Here is a 16,383-nt window from a genome sequence, read left to right on the forward strand (position 1 = left end):
CCTCACCACAGATAGAAGAATGCGAAGATGAAGACCCAGACGAGATCGACGAAGTGCCAGTAAAGGCCGGTGATCTCGACGATTTCGTATTGTCCCTTGCGGCTCGTGAAGAAGCCACGCTTGCCGGTATCGAAGTCGCCGCGCCAGACCTTGCGGGCAATGATCAGCAGGAAGATGACGCCGATCGTGACGTGCGTGCCGTGGAAGCCGGTGATCATGAAGAAGGTGGAGCCGAATTGGGCAGCACCCCAGGGGTTGCCCCAGGGACGTACGCCCTCGGTGATCAGCTTTGTCCACTCGAAAGCCTGCATGCCGACGAAGGTGGCGCCGAAAAGGGCAGTCAGCAGCATGAGGAGCGCTGTCTTCTTGCGGTCGCGGCGATAGCCGAAGTTGACGGCCATGGCCATGGTACCGCTTGAGGAGATCAGCACGAACGTCATGATCGCGATGAGGATCAGTGGCACGTCGGTGCCGCCGATATGCAGCGCGAACACCTCGCTCGGGTTCGGCCAGGGAACGGCGGTCGACATGCGCGCCGACATGTAGGCGACGAGGAAGCAGCCGAAGATGAAGGTGTCGCTGAGGAGGAAGATCCACATCATCGCCTTGCCCCAGGAGACGTTCTTGAACGCCCGCTGATCGGAGGCCCAGTCGGCGGTAAAGCCGGCAAGGCCCGCCGGGCGATGGAGCGGTTCTCTGACAGGCGAATGTGTCTCGGCGGACATGCGACGGCTCCCTCAGGTCAAGAGTTGCCGGCAGAGCTCGACGAAATCGTTTGCCCAACCGGAAAAGAGCGCGAAAAGCACCAGCCAAACGGCCAGCATGAAATGCCAGTAGGTGGCGCAGAGCGTGATCGACAGAACGGCCTTTTCGCCCATCGGGCCGCTGCGTGTTTTCACGATTACCCGGGCGAGCGCAAAGAGGCCGCCGAGAATGTGAAGGCCATGCATGCCGGATATCATGTAGAAGAAGCTGTTGGCCGGGTTGTCGGCAAGCAGATAGCCGGCGTCGGTCAGTTCGCGCCAGGCGAAGACTTGGCCCGCAAGGAAGGCGAGCCCCGCGGCAAGGGCGGCGATCAGCGCCGTGCGGCTTGCCTCGTCATGGTGACGTTCCGCCGTCACGCGCGCGGCGTGAAGCAAGAGGCTGCCGAGCCCGAGGATGGCGGTGTTCAGCCAGAGGACCTTCGGCATCGGCGTCGACCACCAGTCGGCGGATGCCATGCGCATGAAATAGGCGCTCATGAACAGCGAGAAGAGCGCGCCGACCACGGCAAGGAAAACGCCAAGGCCGATCTTTGCGGCCGGGATCGAAGGCCGGCCGTGTGGACGGGGATCGTGGGCGTGGCCGACCTCCAGCCACGGTTTGGAGAAGAGCCGTTGCCGGCTGAGCCACCAGCCGGCAATCGCGAGGATCACCGCCAGGAAGATGAGGGCGACGTTCATGAGGCCCCCTCCGGCGCAAGGCCGATCGAACCCGGCTGGTTCTGCGGAATGAAGTCTTCGGGCGCTCCCGGCACGCTGTAGTCATAGGCCCAACGGTAGACGACCGGCAGCTCCTTGCCCCAGTTGCCGTGGCGCGGCGGCGTTTCCGGCGTCTGCCATTCGAGCGTCGTCGCCCGCCAGGGATTGCCGCCGGCGTCGCGGCCATGGCGGATGCTCCAGACGAGATTGAAGAGGAAGACGATCTGCGCGGCGCCGACGATCAGCGCCATGATGGTGATGAATTCGTTGAGCGTATGGGCGGAGGCCGGGACGAAGGCGGTCTCGCCCATTTCATAGTAGCGGCGGGGAACGCCGATCAGCCCGAGATAGTGCATCGGGAAGAAGATCAGATAGGCGCCGATGAAGGTGACCCAGAAATGGATTTGCCCGAGCGTCTCGTTGAGCATGCGGCCGGTGATCTTCGGGTACCAGTGATAGATCGCCCCGAAAATCACCATGATCGGCGCCACGCCCATGACCATGTGGAAATGGGCGACGACGAACATCGTGTCGGAAAGCGGCACGTCGACGACGACGTTGCCGAGGAACAGCCCCGTCAGCCCGCCATTGACGAAGGTGACGATGAACGCGAGCGCAAAGAGCATCGGCAGCGTCAGGTGGATGTCGCCGCGCCAGAGCGTCAGCACCCAGTTATAGACCTTGATCGCCGTCGGCACGGCGATGATGAGCGTGGTCGTCGCGAAGAAGAAACCGAAATAGGGGTTCATGCCGCTGACATACATGTGGTGCGCCCAGACGACGAAGGAGAGCGCGCCGATGATGACGATCGCCCAGACCATCATGCGGTAACCGAAGATGTTCTTGCGGGCGTGGGTGCTGATCAGATCGGAGACGATGCCGAAGGCCGGCAGCGCCACGATGTAGACCTCCGGGTGGCCGAAGAACCAGAATAGGTGCTGGAACAGGATGGGGCTGCCGCCGCCGTGCTGCAACTGCTCGCCCATCTCGACGATCGCCGGCATGAAGAAGCTGGTGCCGAGCACGCGATCGAACAGCATCATGACGCAGGCGACGAAGAGGGCGGGAAAGGCGAGCAGCGCCATGACCGTCGCCGTGAAGATACCCCAGACGGTGAGCGGCATGCGCATCAGCGTCATGCCGCGGGCGCGGCCCTGCAGCACGGTGACGACATAGTTGAGCCCACCCATGGTGAAGCCGATGATGAACAGGATGAGGGAGGAGAGCATCAGGATAATGCCCCAGTCCTTGCCTCCCGGCGTGCCGGAGAGCAGGGCCTGCGGTGGGTAGAGCGTCCAGCCGGCCCCGGTCGGCCCGCCGGGCGCGAAGAAACTCGCGACCAGCACCAGCACGGCGAGCAGGTACAGCCAGTAGCTCAGCATGTTGGCGTAGGGAAAGACCATGTCGCGTGCACCGAGCATCAGCGGGATCAGGTAATTGCCGAAGCCGCCGAGGAAGAGTGCGGTCAAGAGATAGATCACCATGATCATGCCGTGCATGGTGATGAACTGGTAGTAGCGCTCCGCATCGATGAAGGCGAAGGCGCCGGGAAAGCCGAGTTGCAGCCGCATCAGCCAGGACAGTACCAGCGCGACCATGCCGATGGCGATCGCGGTCGAGGCATATTGCACGGCGATGATCTTGGCATCCTGGCTGAAGACGTAGCGCGTCCACCAGCTATGAGGATGATAGAGTTCGACATCCTCCACTTCCGCGGGACCTATCGATTCGCCCGTACCTGACCGGATGTCGACCATCTGCGAGAACCTCCCAACACCGGATCATCGCGATCCAACGCTTTGAAACACGCAACTCCGGAACGGTAACTGAGGAGTTGCTTTCGCTCACGAGCGGCATGCGGGTGCAAAACCCGCATGCCGCCTTGGCCGTCGGGGCGCCTCCTATTGCGCCGGGGCGGCAGTCACTGCCTGCGCCGTCTGTTTCGTCTCTGTCGCTGCCATCATCTGTGAAAAGGTCTGCTGCTGCGACAGCCAGGCCTGATAGTCGGCGGCGCTGTCGACGACGACGGTGCCGCGCATCTGCGGATGTCCGACGCCGCAGAGCTCTGCACACAGAACTTCAAACGAGCCGGTGCGCGTCGGCGTCAGCCAGAAATAGGTGACCATGCCAGGCACCATGTCCATCTTGGCGCGGAACTCCGGCACGTAGAAATCGTGCAGCACGTCGACCGAACGCAGGAGGATCTTGACCGGCTTGCCGACCTCGAGATGCAATTCGCCGCCTTCGATGACGTAGTCGTCAAGCGCTGCCGGATCGTTGCGATTGAGGCCGAGCGCGTTCTCCGGCGTCACGTCGCGGGTCTCTGAGGTTCCGAGCTTGCCGTCGGCACCGGGCAGGCGGAAGCTCCACAACCATTGCTGGCCGACGACCTCGACCTCTGCGGCACCGTTCGGCACGGTGACGAATTGATGCCAGACGAAGAGGCCGGGTGTCAGCATTGCGGCGACGCCGAGCGTCGTGCCGCCGGCGAGCCATCCTTCGAGCTTGCGGTTTTCCGGTTCATAGGCCGCCCGGTTTCCCGGGCGATGCCGAAAACGGAGGACGCAATAGGCCATGAAAAGCACCACGGCGACGAAGACGAAGCCGGTGATCCAGAAGGTAATGATGAGCGTATTGTCGATGTAATTCCAGTTGGACGCGATGGGCGTCCACCACCACGGGCTAAACAGATGGAACAATACCGATCCGATAGCCAGAAAAACCAGAATAACTACCACGGCCATTTCTTGTCCCTCCTCGCCGCGGGCGGCTGTGGGCATGAATACGCAATCCGTAGAGCTCTGCTGCATGTTTCCTTTATTCGTAGCCGATTGAGGACAAAACATGCAGGAATTTCAAAATTCTACAGCGACCTATGCGCGTCTGATAAGGCGCGCGGCACTGTAGGTGCAATTATTACACGAACGTCAAATAGTCGCAATTCGCCGTCCGGTCTTAGGTGGAGTCTATCTCTAATCTTTCTCGGCTACTGCGAATACTGCTTGAGGTAGGCGAGGAGGTTGGAGATGTCGGTGTCGTCCTTCAGGCCGGCAAAGGCCATCTTCGTGCCTTTCACCTTGGCTTTGGGATTGTGCAGGTAGTCGCGCAGCGTCGTCTCATCCCAGACGAGGCCACCCTTGCCGGCATCGACCATTGCCGAGGAGTAGCTGAAGTTGGGATGGGTGCCGGCGGTCCGCCCCAACACATGGTTGAGCGATGGGCCGACCTTGTTGGTATCGCTGTCGGCGATGTGACAGACAGCGCATTTCTTGAAAACGGTGGCACCGGCTGCGGCATCACCTTCTTGGGCGCGGGCAGCGAGCGGACAGAGCAGGGTTGTCGAAAGGGCGAGGGCAACAACAAGAATTCGCATGACACTTCCTCAAAATCGCCGGGCGCAGGCAAGGAAGGCTATCGTCAATCTTTGGTTTTGGCGGTGCTTGCTTCTCTCAGGTGGCGCCACGGGCGGTTGATACTTGCGACACGAGAAACGGTACGCTTCGCCTTCAGGAAGTCAACCGCAGTCGCTCATGCACTGTCTCATCGGATGCGCTGGAAAGCGAACATGCAGTGGGCGCGCCATCTGGCGCGCCCATTCGTTGCATCAACCACGATCAGACGCGATTGCCGGCGGCGTCGAAGAAATGCAGCCGCTCGACCGGCAGGCGCACGGCAAGCGTGCCGGAGGCGTTGAGGAACTTGCGGTCGTTGGTGAACGCCTTGAAGCCGGAGCGGCCGAAGGAGAGGTGCAGGATGATACCGAAGCCGGTCGGCTCGACAAGGTCGACGCTGGCCTTGAGCGCATCCGGCCCTTCGCCGCCGATCTCCACATGTTCCGGGCGGATGCCGAGTGTGGCCTTGGCTCCGTCCGCCAAGGCGGGATGCGGCTGTGCCGGGACGACAATGCCGCTTTGCGTTTCGAAGCGCGGGGCGGTGCCGTTGCGGTAGGTGCCCTCGAAGAAGTTCATGCCGGGCGAGCCGATGAAGCCGGCGACGAAGAGATTGGCCGGCCGGTCATAGAGGTCGAGCGGGCTGCCGACCTGCTGCACGAAGCCGCCGTTCATGGCGACGATCCGGTCTGCGAGCGTCATTGCCTCGATCTGGTCGTGGGTGACGTAGATCGAAGTGGCGCCGAGGTCCTTGTGCAGCTTCTTGATTTCGGCGCGCATCTGCTCTCGCAGGCGCGCGTCGAGGTTCGAGAGCGGCTCGTCGAAGAGAAACGCCTTTGGCTCGCGAACGATGGCGCGGCCCATGGCGACGCGCTGACGCTGGCCGCCAGACAGTGCGCGGGGGCGGCGTTCGAGCAGCGGGTCGAGACCGAGCTTGGCGGCCGCACCCGAGACGACGCTCGCGATCTTTTCCTTCGCAGTCTTCCGGAGCCTCAGGCTGTAACTCATGTTCTTGGCGACCGACATATGCGGATAGAGCGCATAGGACTGGAACACCATGGCGATGTCACGGTCCTTTGGAGCGAGCTCGTTGACACGTTTTCCGGCGATGCGGATTTCGCCCGAAGTCACGCTTTCAAGCCCGGCGATCATGCGCAGCAGCGTGGACTTGCCGCAGCCGGACGGGCCGACGAGCACGACGAATTCGCCGTCGCCGATCTTCAGGTCGACATCATGCAGGACCGGGTGGATGCCGTAAGATTTCTGGATGTTGGCGATATCGATGGAAGCCATGGGGTAATCCTCAGCCTTTGACCGCGCCGGCCGTGAGGCCCTGGACGAGATAGCGTTGAATGAGCAGGAAGAAGAGGCAGGCGGGGATGAGCGCGAGCACGCCGGCGGCCATCATCTGCCCGAAGTCGACGGAGAACTTCGACACGAAGGACAACAGTCCCACCGGGAAGGTCGCCTGGTCGTTGCCGGAGATCAGCATCAGAGAGAACAGCAGCTCGCTCCAGGCGGCGGTGAAGACGAAGCCGAGGGTTGCTGCGATGCCCGGCAGCGTCAGCGGCAGGATGATCTGGCGGAAGGCGACGAATTGCGTCGCGCCGTCGATCATCGCCGCTTCCTCCAGGTCCTTCGGAATGCCGTCGAAGAACGACTGCATCAGGAAGGTGGCAAAGGGTACGTTGAAGGCGGTGTAGACGATGACGAGGCCGGTCAGGCTGTTGGTGAGGCCCATCGGCGAGAGGATCTTGAAGATCGGCGCCACCAGCATGACCAGTGGGAACATCTGCGTCAGAAGCATCAGCGCCACCAGCCAATATTTGCCGCGGAAATTGAAGCGCGACAGGGCATAGCCGGAGAGCGAGGCGAGGATGGTGACGATGACGGCGGTGGAGCCGGAGACGATCAGGCTGTTGCGAAAGAACACCGGAAAGGCGCTGTGGCGCAGCACGAAATCGAAATGTTCGAGGCTGGCGCGCGACGGCCACATCCGAATGCCTTCGGAATAGAGCAGGTCGTTCGGGGTGACCGCAACCTTCAGCAGCCAATAGAGCGGGAAGAGCGCGAAGGCGATATAGGCAAGGATGGCCAGCCGGTGCGCGATCATGAGGAAAAGAGGTTTGGCGCGCATTGGTTCAATCCTTGCTCAGGAGCCATTGCCGCAGGATGACGATCAGCATCGAATAGGCGAGGAGCAGTGCCAGGAGCACCAGCGCGATCGCGGAGGCGTAACCGAAATCCAGCCGCTTGAAGGCCTGGGTGAAGATGTAGCTGGCGACGATCTGGGTGCGGTCGGCCGGTCCGCCATTGGTCATGACGATGATCAGATCGGCGAAATTGGAGATCCAGACGGTGCGCAGCAGGATGGTGATGGCGATGGTGGGCGCCAGGAACGGCAGAGTGATCGACATGAAGCGCTGGACCGGGCCGGCGCCGTCGATGCTTGCGGCTTCATAGAGATCGCGCGGGATCGCCTGCAGCGCGGCCAGCAGTGTGATCGCGAAGAAGGGAATGCCCCACCAGACATTGGCGATGATCGGCCCCCACATGGCAAGCTGCGGGTCGGAGAGGATATTGTTCGGTTCGCTCATGATGCCGAGGCTGAAAAGCCAGTGCGGCAAGGGTCCGACGACCGGATTGAAGAGCCAGGCCCAGTTGAGGCCGGCAAGGAAGCTCGGCACTGCCCAGGGAAGAAAGACAAGTGCCTGGGCAAGGCCGCGACCATAGAAGGGTTTGTCGAGCAGCAGCGCCAAGATAAGGCCGAAGACGAACTGCAGGAGGACGGAGGCGCCGGTCCACCACAGCGTGTTGCGTAGCGCCCGATAGAAAGCCTGGTCTTCGGAGAGCGCCCGGAAATGATCGAGGCCGATATAGGCGCCGGAGAACGGGTTTAGGAGCTGAATGTCACGGAAGGCGTAGGAGACGCCGAGAGCCAGCGGCACAAGCATGACCGTGACGATCAGGATCAGAGCCGGCGCGCTATAGAGATAGGGTGCGGCGCCATCGGCGATGCGCTTCATCAGCGGCGTCCTGCTTGCCGGCAGGCCGCTTTGGCGGGCGACATAGTCCATCGATCGAAATTTCCCCTGTGTGGCCGCCGGTTGTTCGGGCGTGCCTATTTTCGCGAATGGAAAGCCGGCGGCGGCGAGCCACCGCCGGCCGAAGGCTTACTTCTTGCTGGCCAGGAACTTCTGCTGCGCCTTGGTCAGGTACTCCGCCCACTGGTTGGCTAGCTGTTCCGGCGTGATGTCGCCGAGGAGGGCTTCCTGGGTCGTCTTGATGGCGAGCGAATCCTTGAAGAACGCAAATTCCTCAAGGTAGGTCGGCATGACCGTCAGCACGACGTCCTTGTCGGCGAGTTCGTCGAACCAGCCCTTGAATTGAGCGCTCGCGTAGAAGGGGTCCTTCTCGGCCGACTTGTGCACCGGCAGTGCGCCCGTTCGCTTGTTCCACTCGATGTTGCCTTCCGGCCCTTCGAGGGTCTCGATCAGCTTCCAGGAGAGGTCCTTGTTCTGGCTTGCCGAGAGCATCGACCAGCCGGCGAAGCCGATGGTGGTAAACGCCTTGCCGCTCGGACCCTTCGGCATGGTGGTGACGCCGAAATCTTCAGACTTCATGCGCTCGGCAATGGCGATCAGCGCGTCCGGATCCTGGTCGAGGAAGGCGCAGGTGCCGCTGTAGAAACCGGCGACGATTTCGTTGAAGCCCCAGTTGACGCTGTCCTTCGGTGCCAGGCCCTTCTTATAGAGGTCGATCACCCAGGTGAGGCCCTTGACCCAGCCTTCGCCGTTCATGGTCGAGGTGCCGTCCTCGTTGAAGAAGGTGTTGCTGCCGGCCATGGTGGCGCCGAACATCACCCAGCCGTTGAGGCCGCCCGGACCGCCGCGCAGGCAGTAGCCGGATTTGCCCGGAAGCTTGGAGACGGCTTCCGATGCCTTGACGAAATCGTCCATCGTCTTCGGCGGTTCGCTGACGCCGGCCTCCGACAAGAGCTTCTTGTTGTAGAACATGGCGCGCAGATAGAAGCCGTAGGGCAGCATGTAGGCGGTGTCGTTGACATCACGGCCGAGTTCGAGCGCGCGTTCGGTGAGGCCGGCCGTGTGTTCCCACTTGGTCAGGTAGGGTTCCAGGCTTTCGAGCATGCCGTTGTTGGCATAGAGCGACAGCCAGGTGTCGGGCATTTCCATCACGTCAGGCAGCTCGCCGGCGGAGACCATGGTCGCGAATTTCTGGAAGGCCTCGCCCCAGGGCAGCGAGATGATCTCGACCGTGGTGCCCGGGTTGGCCGCCTCGAACTTGGCGACGATCGACTTCAGCGTCTCGGTGCGCTCGGGGCTGGTGATGACCTCGACGAGCTTCAGCTTGGTGTCGGCGAGTGCGCTTCCGGCCATCAGGCTGGCGAGAAGCGTTGCAGTGATCAGTTTCTTCATTTTGTTCCCTCTTTTCTTCGTTGGTTTTGGTTCAAAGTGGGCAGAGCGGGATCTGATCCCGCCCCTGTCAGTCAGTCGAAGCCACGGCGAGCGCCGCTTCGAGATCGCTCCAGAGGGCCTCCGTTCCCTCCAGGCCGACATGGAGCCGTACCGACCGCGGCGAGATGCCGAAGGCGGCCGCGGAATTGGGTTGGGCTTTTTGTGACAGCACGACTTCGCCCGGCACGATGAGGCTTTCATGTCCGCCCCAGGAAACGCCGAGCTTGAAGAGTTCGAGATGATCCGCAAAACGCCTGACATCGACGCCCTCGCGGAAGATGAAGGAAAACAGGCCCGAGGTGCCGGAAAGCCCCGGCGGCAGCGTGTTGCCGAGCCCGGGATGGCAGACGGTCTCGACCAGCGGATGGGCCTGCAGCCGCCGCGCGACTTCAAGCGCCGAACGCTCGTGCGACTTCATCCGGATCGGCAGGGTGCGCAGGCCGCGGATCAGGAGCCAGGCATCGAAGGGCGAAAGCTTGCCACCGAGATACGGGTAGGCTTCGGAGCGGATGCGGCCGATCAGTTCCTTCGATCCGGTGACAACGCCGGCGACGACGTCCGAGTGGCCGCCGAGATACTTGGACGCCGAATGGATGACGAGATCGACGCCGAGCGAGATCGGCTGCTGGAAGATCGGGCTTGCCCAACTGTTGTCGATCGCGGTGATGATGCCTTGGTCCTTGGCGAGGCGGGCCAGCGACGCGACGTCGTGGGTGTCCATCACCCAGCTCGTCGGGCTTTCCATATAGAAGAGCTTGGCGCCGGGTAGCGCTTTGGCAACCGCTTCCTCGTCGCGGCCGTCGACATAGGTCACCTCGATCTTCATGCGCTTCAGATGCGTGCCGAAGAGGCGGAAGGCATCGGGATAGACATGGTTGACGGCGACGATGCGGTCGCCCGGCTCGACGAAGGAAAGCACAGTGGAGGAGATCGCCGACATGCCGCTGGCAAAACCGATTGCGTCCTCGCCGCCTTCGAGCTTGGTCAGCATCTCCTCGAACATGCGAACCGTCGGATTCAGGCCGCGGGTATAGATCGGCCGTACGCGCTCGCCCCGGTAGGAGGCGACCATGTCGTCATAGTCTTTGAAGGTGAAGAGCGAGGTCTGCACGATCGGCGGCACGACGGCATCGAAGGCATTGCCCTCGTCATGCGCGACGATCAGCGAGGCGTGGTCGAACGGATCGAGGCCGTTGGTCATTTGGACATTTCCTTGATGTCTTCCTCGACGATCGCGAGGATTTTCAGCGTTTCTTCGCGCGCGGTGTCAGGATCCTGAGCCGCGATCGCGTTGAAGAGGGTGCGGTGGAACGGGAAGGAGCGGCGGGCGAAGTCCGACCGGTCGAAGGGCTCTTCCCAGAAGCGCTCGAAAGCTTCGCGCATCTGTTCGAGAAGCTGGCGGAAGAGCGGGTTGTGGGTGGCGTCGTAGATCGCAAGATGGAAGGCGAGGTCTTCCGGGCCCGACGTGCCCTTGGCGATATGCACGCGCTCCATTTCGTTGAGCTTGATTTCGATGATCTTGAGGTCGTCTTCGGTCCGACGGCGGGCGGCGACCATGTTGGCCTCGACCTCGATGCCGCGGCGCACTTCGAGTGTCATCAACAGCACGTCGCGCAGATGAGCCGCATCGAGGGTAAGCGGCATATGGACGGTCGCGCCCGAAATCGTGCGCAGCAGATAGGTGCCGCTGCCCTTGCGTGCTTCGACGACGCCGAGTGCCTGAAAGTGGCGGATGACTTCGCGGATGGTCGAACGGCCGACGGCCAGCGCCGTCATCAACTCGCGCTCGGCTGGCAGGCGTTCGCCCGGCTTCAGGCCCGATTGTTCGATGTAGTCAGCCAACGCGGCAATCACCTGCTGGGCCCGATCGGCCGGGGGCAGGGGCATCAGCGCCGCTCTTGCCGGTTCATTCATTCGGCTCCCTCCCCAGAGGCCAAATTGGTCTGACATCTCACCAATATGACCAAGGCAGGGTAGGTCGTCAAGCAAGAACTGATAAACGTGGACATGTTGACCCCGAGCGCTCCAGGCGTAGACAGGGAGGCAAGGAGTTTTGGTGATGATGAAATCGGAATGTCAGTTCGTGGTCGCAGCCATGCTGGGCGCGTTCCTCGCAGTGACGATGGTCGTGGGCGATACCGAGGCGCAGATGCGGACGCGGAAGGGCGAGTATTACGAAGGGGTCCAGCGCAAGCCCTACGGGCACTACTGGATCTGGCCGCCTGTTGAATACCAGCAACCGGTCTACAAGAAGCAATCCGGCAAGAAGGGGGCGGAGAGCGGAATGCCGACGCCGCGCAAGCGGCCGGTTCAATAGGTTTCCGTACCGCCAAGTGAACCGGCAAAGAGAAGCGGCGCCTGAAGGCGCCGCAACTTTGATCAGACCCGGGCGACGTGAACGTCGCGGGGCAGGGAGGAAAGAACCTCCGGCCCGTCCTCGCGCAGGATCACGATATCCTCAAGCCGGATGCCGAAGCGGCCGGGCAGATAGATGCCGGGCTCGATCGAGAAGACCATGCCTTCTTCCAGAACGGTTTCCGAAGTCGCGGTGATGTAAGGCGGCTCGTGGCCGTCGATGCCCATGCCGTGGCCGGTACGGTGCACGAAGTATTCGCCGTAGCCGGCATCGCTGATCACCTTGCGGGCGGCGGCGTCGACTTCCTTGGCGAGGACGCCCGGGCGTGCTGCCTTCATCGCCGCCTGTACGGCCTTTTCAACGATGGTGTGGATCTGGCCGTATCCCTCGGGCGCGCGGCCGACGATCGCCATGCGGGTGATGTCGCTCGGGAAGCCCTGCTTGCGGCCGCCGATGTCGATGACCACCGCATCGCCTTCCTCGATCACCCGCTCGCTGGCCGAGTGATGCGGGAAAGCGCCATTGCCGCCGGCGCCGACGATCCAGAAGGCCGGTGCCGCGCCTTCAGAGGCGAAGTGTCCGCGGATTTCGGCGGCCAGTTCCTTCTCGGTCATGCCTGGGCGGATCTTGGAAAACGCCGCCTGCATGGCACGGTCGGCGATGCCGGCATTCATCTTCAGAAGCGCGTACTCGCTTTTGTCCTTGCGCATGCGGAGCGCGCCGAGCGTTGCCGGCGTGAATTCGCGGGCGGTATCGGCGGGGAGCGCATCGATGAGCAGAAGCGCGAAATCGGCGCGCATGGTTTCGTCGAGCACGACCCGGCCGGGCTTCTCGGCGCCGACATCGGCGAGCGCGGCAGAAAGGGCAGCGGCCGGGCCAAGGTCATCAGCCCAGTTGTGGAAGGCGATGTCGGTGTGTTCGCGCGTGCCCTCGGCGTTGAGCGCCGGCATCAGGAAGGCTTCCTTTTCCGGACCGATCAAAAGCAGGCAGGGCCGCTCGTCCGGATGCGGATGATAGCCGATCAGCCAATCCATGTGCGATCCCGGCGCGAGCGCGATGAGGCCGACATTGCCTTCGGCCATCTTGCGGCGGAGCGCTGCAAAACGGGTCTTGGTGAGTTCGTTCATGGGGGTTCCAATTCTGGTTTGAGGAAACGAGACGCGCGCGCCTTTGACGCAGCAGTGGCGTTCATCGACGGCGGAATGGAGGCGCTGGGCGTTTCAGCGCGAAGCGGCGGTTACGGGGAATGCTTGCGGCCGGTGCAGGTGCTGCCCCGGGAAGTGGCTCTTTGGCTCTTCAAGCGGACTCCTCCCCCTCGAATGCGCGAACATAGGCCGGAAGGCTGCGCGCTTCCCGTCACTATGCGTTTGTATTTGCACGACTTTGGTGTCGGACTTTGGTGTTGTCAATACGGAATTTTAGTCACACTAAAATTTGTGCCTATACGGCATGATGTGGGTGGCTTAGGCGGCCAATCGTAGCAGCCGCGCCACCGCCTGCTGGTCGAAGCCGCCGATGCCTTCCCGGATGTCGGCGGCGATCGCATCGGCGACGGCCTGTTCATCACGCCGTCTCAGTGCCTCGATCGCCTCGCGGTGGCGATCCACCACATAAAGTTCGGTGACATGTTCCATGGCGATGCCGAGAATGGGCCCGAGCTGCAGCCAGACGCTCTCGATCAGCGGCATGGCGACCGGATCGGGGTTGGCCGTGTAGATCATGCGGTGGAACGCTTGGTTGGCGATCAACGCCGCCACCTTGTCACCTCCACGGATCTCCATCTCGATGCTGTCATCGATCGCCGTGATCTTTTCAATCTGGCGCTCGGAAAGATGGGCGACGGCGCGGCGCGCGGCATGGCTTTCGAGTGCGATGCGCAGCGAGATCAGTTCCTCGAAACGGGCAGGCGTGATGTGCGGCACGACGATGCGGCGGTTTTCCAGAAATTGCAGCGCGCCGATGGAGGTCAGTTGGCGCAGGGCCTCGCGCACCGGTGTCGGGCTGCTTTCGAGCGCTTCGGCTAGGCCGCGGATAGTGACCGAGGTGCCGGGGCGGAACGCGCCGACCATGATCGCCTGTCGCAGACGGTGGAATGCATAGTCATGGGTGGTCATGCCGTCGGGTCGCGCAAGTGGCGGCAAAACAAGGGGTTTCAAGAGCGCCTGTCCTTCTGCCCGTTGCGATGATCCTGGGTCTGTTCGGCCCTGGTCATCGCGATCCTTACTTATCGTTACGAGTGCGATGCGGGCGGAGACCCGCATTCACTTTCCTGCATGCCGCTCTACGTCAAACGCCTGATAGCATCGCTCATGCTTGACTCCAATTCCTGAATTATGTCAACAATCTGAAAATGTGATCACAAAAAGAGATTTGCGATATGTCGCTCGACGCGGAAGATCCCAGCGCATTCAAGGCATGGCTCGAGCAGAACGGGCCGATCGAAAGCATTCAGGCCGTGGTCTGCGACCTCAATGGCATCATGCGGGGGAAACGCGTGCCGGTGGAACAGGCCGCAAAGGTGCTCGGCGGTGGCATCCGCATGCCGTTGTCCATCGTCGGCGTCGACGTGTGGGGCGAGGATATCATCAACAGCGAGCAGGTATTTGCGAGCGGCGACCGTGACGGCATCTGCGGCGTCACCGGCCGCGGCGCATTGCCGGTCAACTGGACCTCGCGGCCGAGCGCGCTGGTGCCGCTCTGGCTGCAGCTCGAAGACGGTAAGCCGTTCCTCGCCGATCCGCGCCAGGCGCTGGCAGCCATCGTGCGTGAGTACAAGGAGCTCGGCCTTCGCCCCGTCGTCGCGACGGAGCTGGAGTTTTACCTGATCGATCCGGAGCCCGACAGCGCGGTGCCGCCGATCTCACCCTATACCGGCAAGCGGCTCGATTCCGACGCGATCCTGTCGATCGACGAGCTCGATGATTTCGGCGAGTTCTTCTCCGACGTCTACAAGGAATGCGCCCGGCAGAACGTGCCGGCGGATGCGGCGATTGCCGAAAACGGCATCGGCCAGTTCGAGATCAACTTGCTTCACACCGACGATCCGCTGAAGGCGGCCGATGACGCGATCTTCTTCAAGCGCATCGTCAAGGGTGTGGCGCGCAAGCATGGTCTTGCCGCGACCTTCATGGCGAAGCCCTATGGCACCCGCTCTGGCAATGGTCTGCACATCCATTTCAGCTTGCTCGACGAAGAGGGCAACAACGTCTTCAACGATGGCAGTGACGAGGGATCGCCTATCCTGAAGAACGCCGTCGCCGGACTGCTGCGCGGCATGGCCGAGACGACGCTGCTCTTTGCCCCGCATTTCAATTCCTACCGGCGGCTGCGTCCCGATACGCACGCGCCGACCGCCGTCTGCTGGGGTTATGAGAACCGCACCTCGGCAATCCGTATCCCCGGCGGCAACCCCAATGCGCGCCGCATCGAGCATCGTGTCGCAGGCGCAGATGCCAATCCCTATCTCGTCATCGCCGCGATTCTTGGCGCAGCACTCGTCGGCATCCGCAACAAATGGAAGCCGCCGGCGCCGGTTTCTGGGCGGGCCTATGCAGCGGAGAAATTGCCCAAAATTCCCTCCGATTGGGGGCAAGCGGTCGATACCTTCGAGGCCGGACCGATTGCCGCCGAAATTTTCGACCCCGTGCTGCGCTCGATGCTGATCGCCTGCAAACGCCAGGAAATCGCAGGCTTTGCCGAGCAGGTCACGGACTACGAATTCAGCGCCTATCTGGAAATCGTCTGATGCTTACGAAACAGAAATCCTATGCCGGCGACGGCAGCTACCCGACCAGCTACTATGCCGCCTCCCGCAACATCGTCCGCACGCCGGTCCGGCTTCAGGGCCGGGTCGAGACCGATATCTGCGTCGTCGGTGCCGGCTATTCCGGCCTGTCGACGGCGATCCACCTTGCGGAAAAAGGCTACAACGTCGTCGTCATCGAAGGGGCTCAGGTCGGCTGGGGCGCTTCGGGTCGCAATGGCGGCCAGGTCGTCAACGGCCTCAATGCCAGTCTCGCGACGATCCAGCGCCGCTACGGCGAGGACGCGGCGCGTTTCGTCGGCGGGCTGGTACAGGAAGGCGGCAAGATCATTCGCCGCCTCGTCAGCCAGTACCAGATCGAGTGCGACCTGAAGCCGGGCAATATTTACGCCGCCTATACGCCGGCGCATATGAAAGAGCTCGAAGCCAAGCAGGCGCTCTGGCGCAAATACGGTATGGACGATCACCAGCTTCTCGATCGCGACGCGCTTGGCAAGCTCGTCAAGTCGGACGCCTATTGCGGCGGCATGCTCGATACGACCGGCGGCCACATGCATCCGCTCAATCTGGTGCTGGGCGAGGCCCGCGCCTTCGAAAGCATCGGCGGCACGATCTACGAACAGTCGCCGGTGACGCGGGTCGACCACGAGGCGGCACGGCCGACGGTCTACACAGAAGGTGGCGAAGTCTCGGCGCGCATCGTCGTGCTCTGCGGCAATGCCTATCTCGGCGATGCGGTGCCGAAGCTCGTTTCGCGCGTCATGCCGGTCTCGACGCAGATGATCACCACGGCGCCGCTTGATGAAGAACTCGCCCATTCGCTGATCCCGAGCGACATGTGCGTCGAGGACGTACGCTACATTCTCGATTATTTCCGCCTGTCCGCCGACCAAGAACCAATTCTTCCGGGCTTTTTCCATCTCAGCGTCCACCTTCAACA

The 16,383-nt window shown here is 62.2% G+C and carries 16 protein-coding genes; 3 read left to right on the top strand and 13 right to left on the bottom strand.

The features are described 5' to 3' along the window. Positions 1–2 precede the first annotated feature (2 nt). From I8N66_RS20310 to I8N66_RS20360, 11 genes are all read right to left on the bottom strand, one after another. Complete coding sequence (locus I8N66_RS20310) at positions 3–725, bottom strand: heme-copper oxidase subunit III family protein (RefSeq protein WP_113539179.1); 723 nt, start codon at positions 723–725, stop codon at positions 3–5. Positions 726–737: 12 nt separating this feature from the next. Next, positions 738–1,442, bottom strand: a complete 705-nt coding sequence (locus I8N66_RS20315) for a cytochrome c oxidase subunit 3 (protein ID WP_113539180.1) — start codon at positions 1,440–1,442, stop codon at positions 738–740. Next, on the bottom strand, positions 1,439–3,217 hold the full coding sequence (gene ctaD / locus I8N66_RS20320; RefSeq protein ID WP_291157072.1) for a cytochrome c oxidase subunit I: 1,779 nt from the start codon (positions 3,215–3,217) through the stop codon (positions 1,439–1,441). Before ctaD ends, I8N66_RS20315 begins: the two co-directional genes overlap by 4 nt. Positions 3,218–3,361: 144 nt before the next feature. Beyond that, the gene (locus tag I8N66_RS20325; RefSeq protein WP_113539182.1) at positions 3,362–4,204 is read right to left on the bottom strand and encodes a cytochrome c oxidase subunit II; all 843 of its coding nucleotides are present in this window, start codon (positions 4,202–4,204) and stop codon (positions 3,362–3,364) included. A 242-nt stretch (positions 4,205–4,446) separates the two neighbouring features. Beyond that, positions 4,447–4,833, bottom strand: coding sequence for a cytochrome c family protein (locus I8N66_RS20330; protein WP_113539183.1), 387 nt, complete (start codon positions 4,831–4,833; stop codon positions 4,447–4,449). A gap of 241 nt (positions 4,834–5,074) precedes the next feature. Then, on the bottom strand, positions 5,075–6,142 hold the full coding sequence (gene ugpC / locus I8N66_RS20335) for a sn-glycerol-3-phosphate ABC transporter ATP-binding protein UgpC (RefSeq protein ID WP_113539184.1): 1,068 nt from the start codon (positions 6,140–6,142) through the stop codon (positions 5,075–5,077). 10 nt (positions 6,143–6,152) lie between these two features. Then, on the bottom strand, positions 6,153–6,986 hold the full coding sequence (locus I8N66_RS20340) for a carbohydrate ABC transporter permease (protein WP_113539185.1): 834 nt from the start codon (positions 6,984–6,986) through the stop codon (positions 6,153–6,155). 4 nt (positions 6,987–6,990) lie between these two features. Next, on the bottom strand, positions 6,991–7,926 hold the full coding sequence (locus tag I8N66_RS20345) for a sugar ABC transporter permease (RefSeq protein ID WP_113539186.1): 936 nt from the start codon (positions 7,924–7,926) through the stop codon (positions 6,991–6,993). A 96-nt stretch (positions 7,927–8,022) separates the two neighbouring features. Beyond that, positions 8,023–9,285 carry a sugar ABC transporter substrate-binding protein gene (locus I8N66_RS20350; protein WP_113539187.1) on the bottom strand — a complete coding sequence of 421 codons (1,263 nt, stop codon included), beginning with the start codon at positions 9,283–9,285 and terminating at the stop codon, positions 8,023–8,025. Between the two features lie 67 nt (positions 9,286–9,352). After that, entirely contained in the window at positions 9,353–10,525 is a 1,173-nt protein-coding gene (locus tag I8N66_RS20355; protein ID WP_291157079.1) for a PLP-dependent transferase, read from the bottom strand. After that, positions 10,522–11,238: a FadR/GntR family transcriptional regulator gene (locus I8N66_RS20360; RefSeq protein WP_113539189.1), complete on the bottom strand. Its 717-nt coding sequence runs from the start codon at positions 11,236–11,238 to the stop codon at positions 10,522–10,524. The genes I8N66_RS20355 and I8N66_RS20360 overlap by 4 nt, the downstream gene beginning before the upstream one ends. 145 nt (positions 11,239–11,383) lie before the next feature. Here I8N66_RS20360 and I8N66_RS20365 point away from each other — a divergent pair, with 145 nt between their 5' ends. Continuing rightward, positions 11,384–11,641: a hypothetical protein gene (locus tag I8N66_RS20365; RefSeq protein WP_113539190.1), complete on the top strand. Its 258-nt coding sequence runs from the start codon at positions 11,384–11,386 to the stop codon at positions 11,639–11,641. 62 nt (positions 11,642–11,703) lie between these two features. On the opposite strand, the gene I8N66_RS20370 is transcribed toward I8N66_RS20365, so the two are convergent. After that, complete coding sequence (locus tag I8N66_RS20370; protein ID WP_113539191.1) at positions 11,704–12,807, bottom strand: aminopeptidase P family protein; 1,104 nt, start codon at positions 12,805–12,807, stop codon at positions 11,704–11,706. 336 nt (positions 12,808–13,143) lie between these two features. Further along, entirely contained in the window at positions 13,144–13,836 is a 693-nt protein-coding gene (locus I8N66_RS20375) for a GntR family transcriptional regulator (protein WP_291157081.1), read from the bottom strand. A 221-nt stretch (positions 13,837–14,057) separates the two neighbouring features. Between I8N66_RS20375 and I8N66_RS20380 the strand changes: the two genes are divergently transcribed. Together I8N66_RS20380 and I8N66_RS20385 are read left to right on the top strand one after the other, a co-directional pair. After that, positions 14,058–15,425, top strand: a complete 1,368-nt coding sequence (locus I8N66_RS20380) for a glutamine synthetase family protein (protein ID WP_113539193.1) — start codon at positions 14,058–14,060, stop codon at positions 15,423–15,425. Further along, the coding region (locus I8N66_RS20385; protein WP_291157084.1) for an FAD-binding oxidoreductase at positions 15,422–16,383 on the top strand (962 nt) is incomplete at its 3' end. The genes I8N66_RS20380 and I8N66_RS20385, both read left to right, overlap by 4 nt.

The organism is Ensifer sp. SSB1 (assembly GCF_016652895.1).
Classification (GTDB): Bacteria; Pseudomonadota; Alphaproteobacteria; order Rhizobiales; family Rhizobiaceae; genus Ensifer.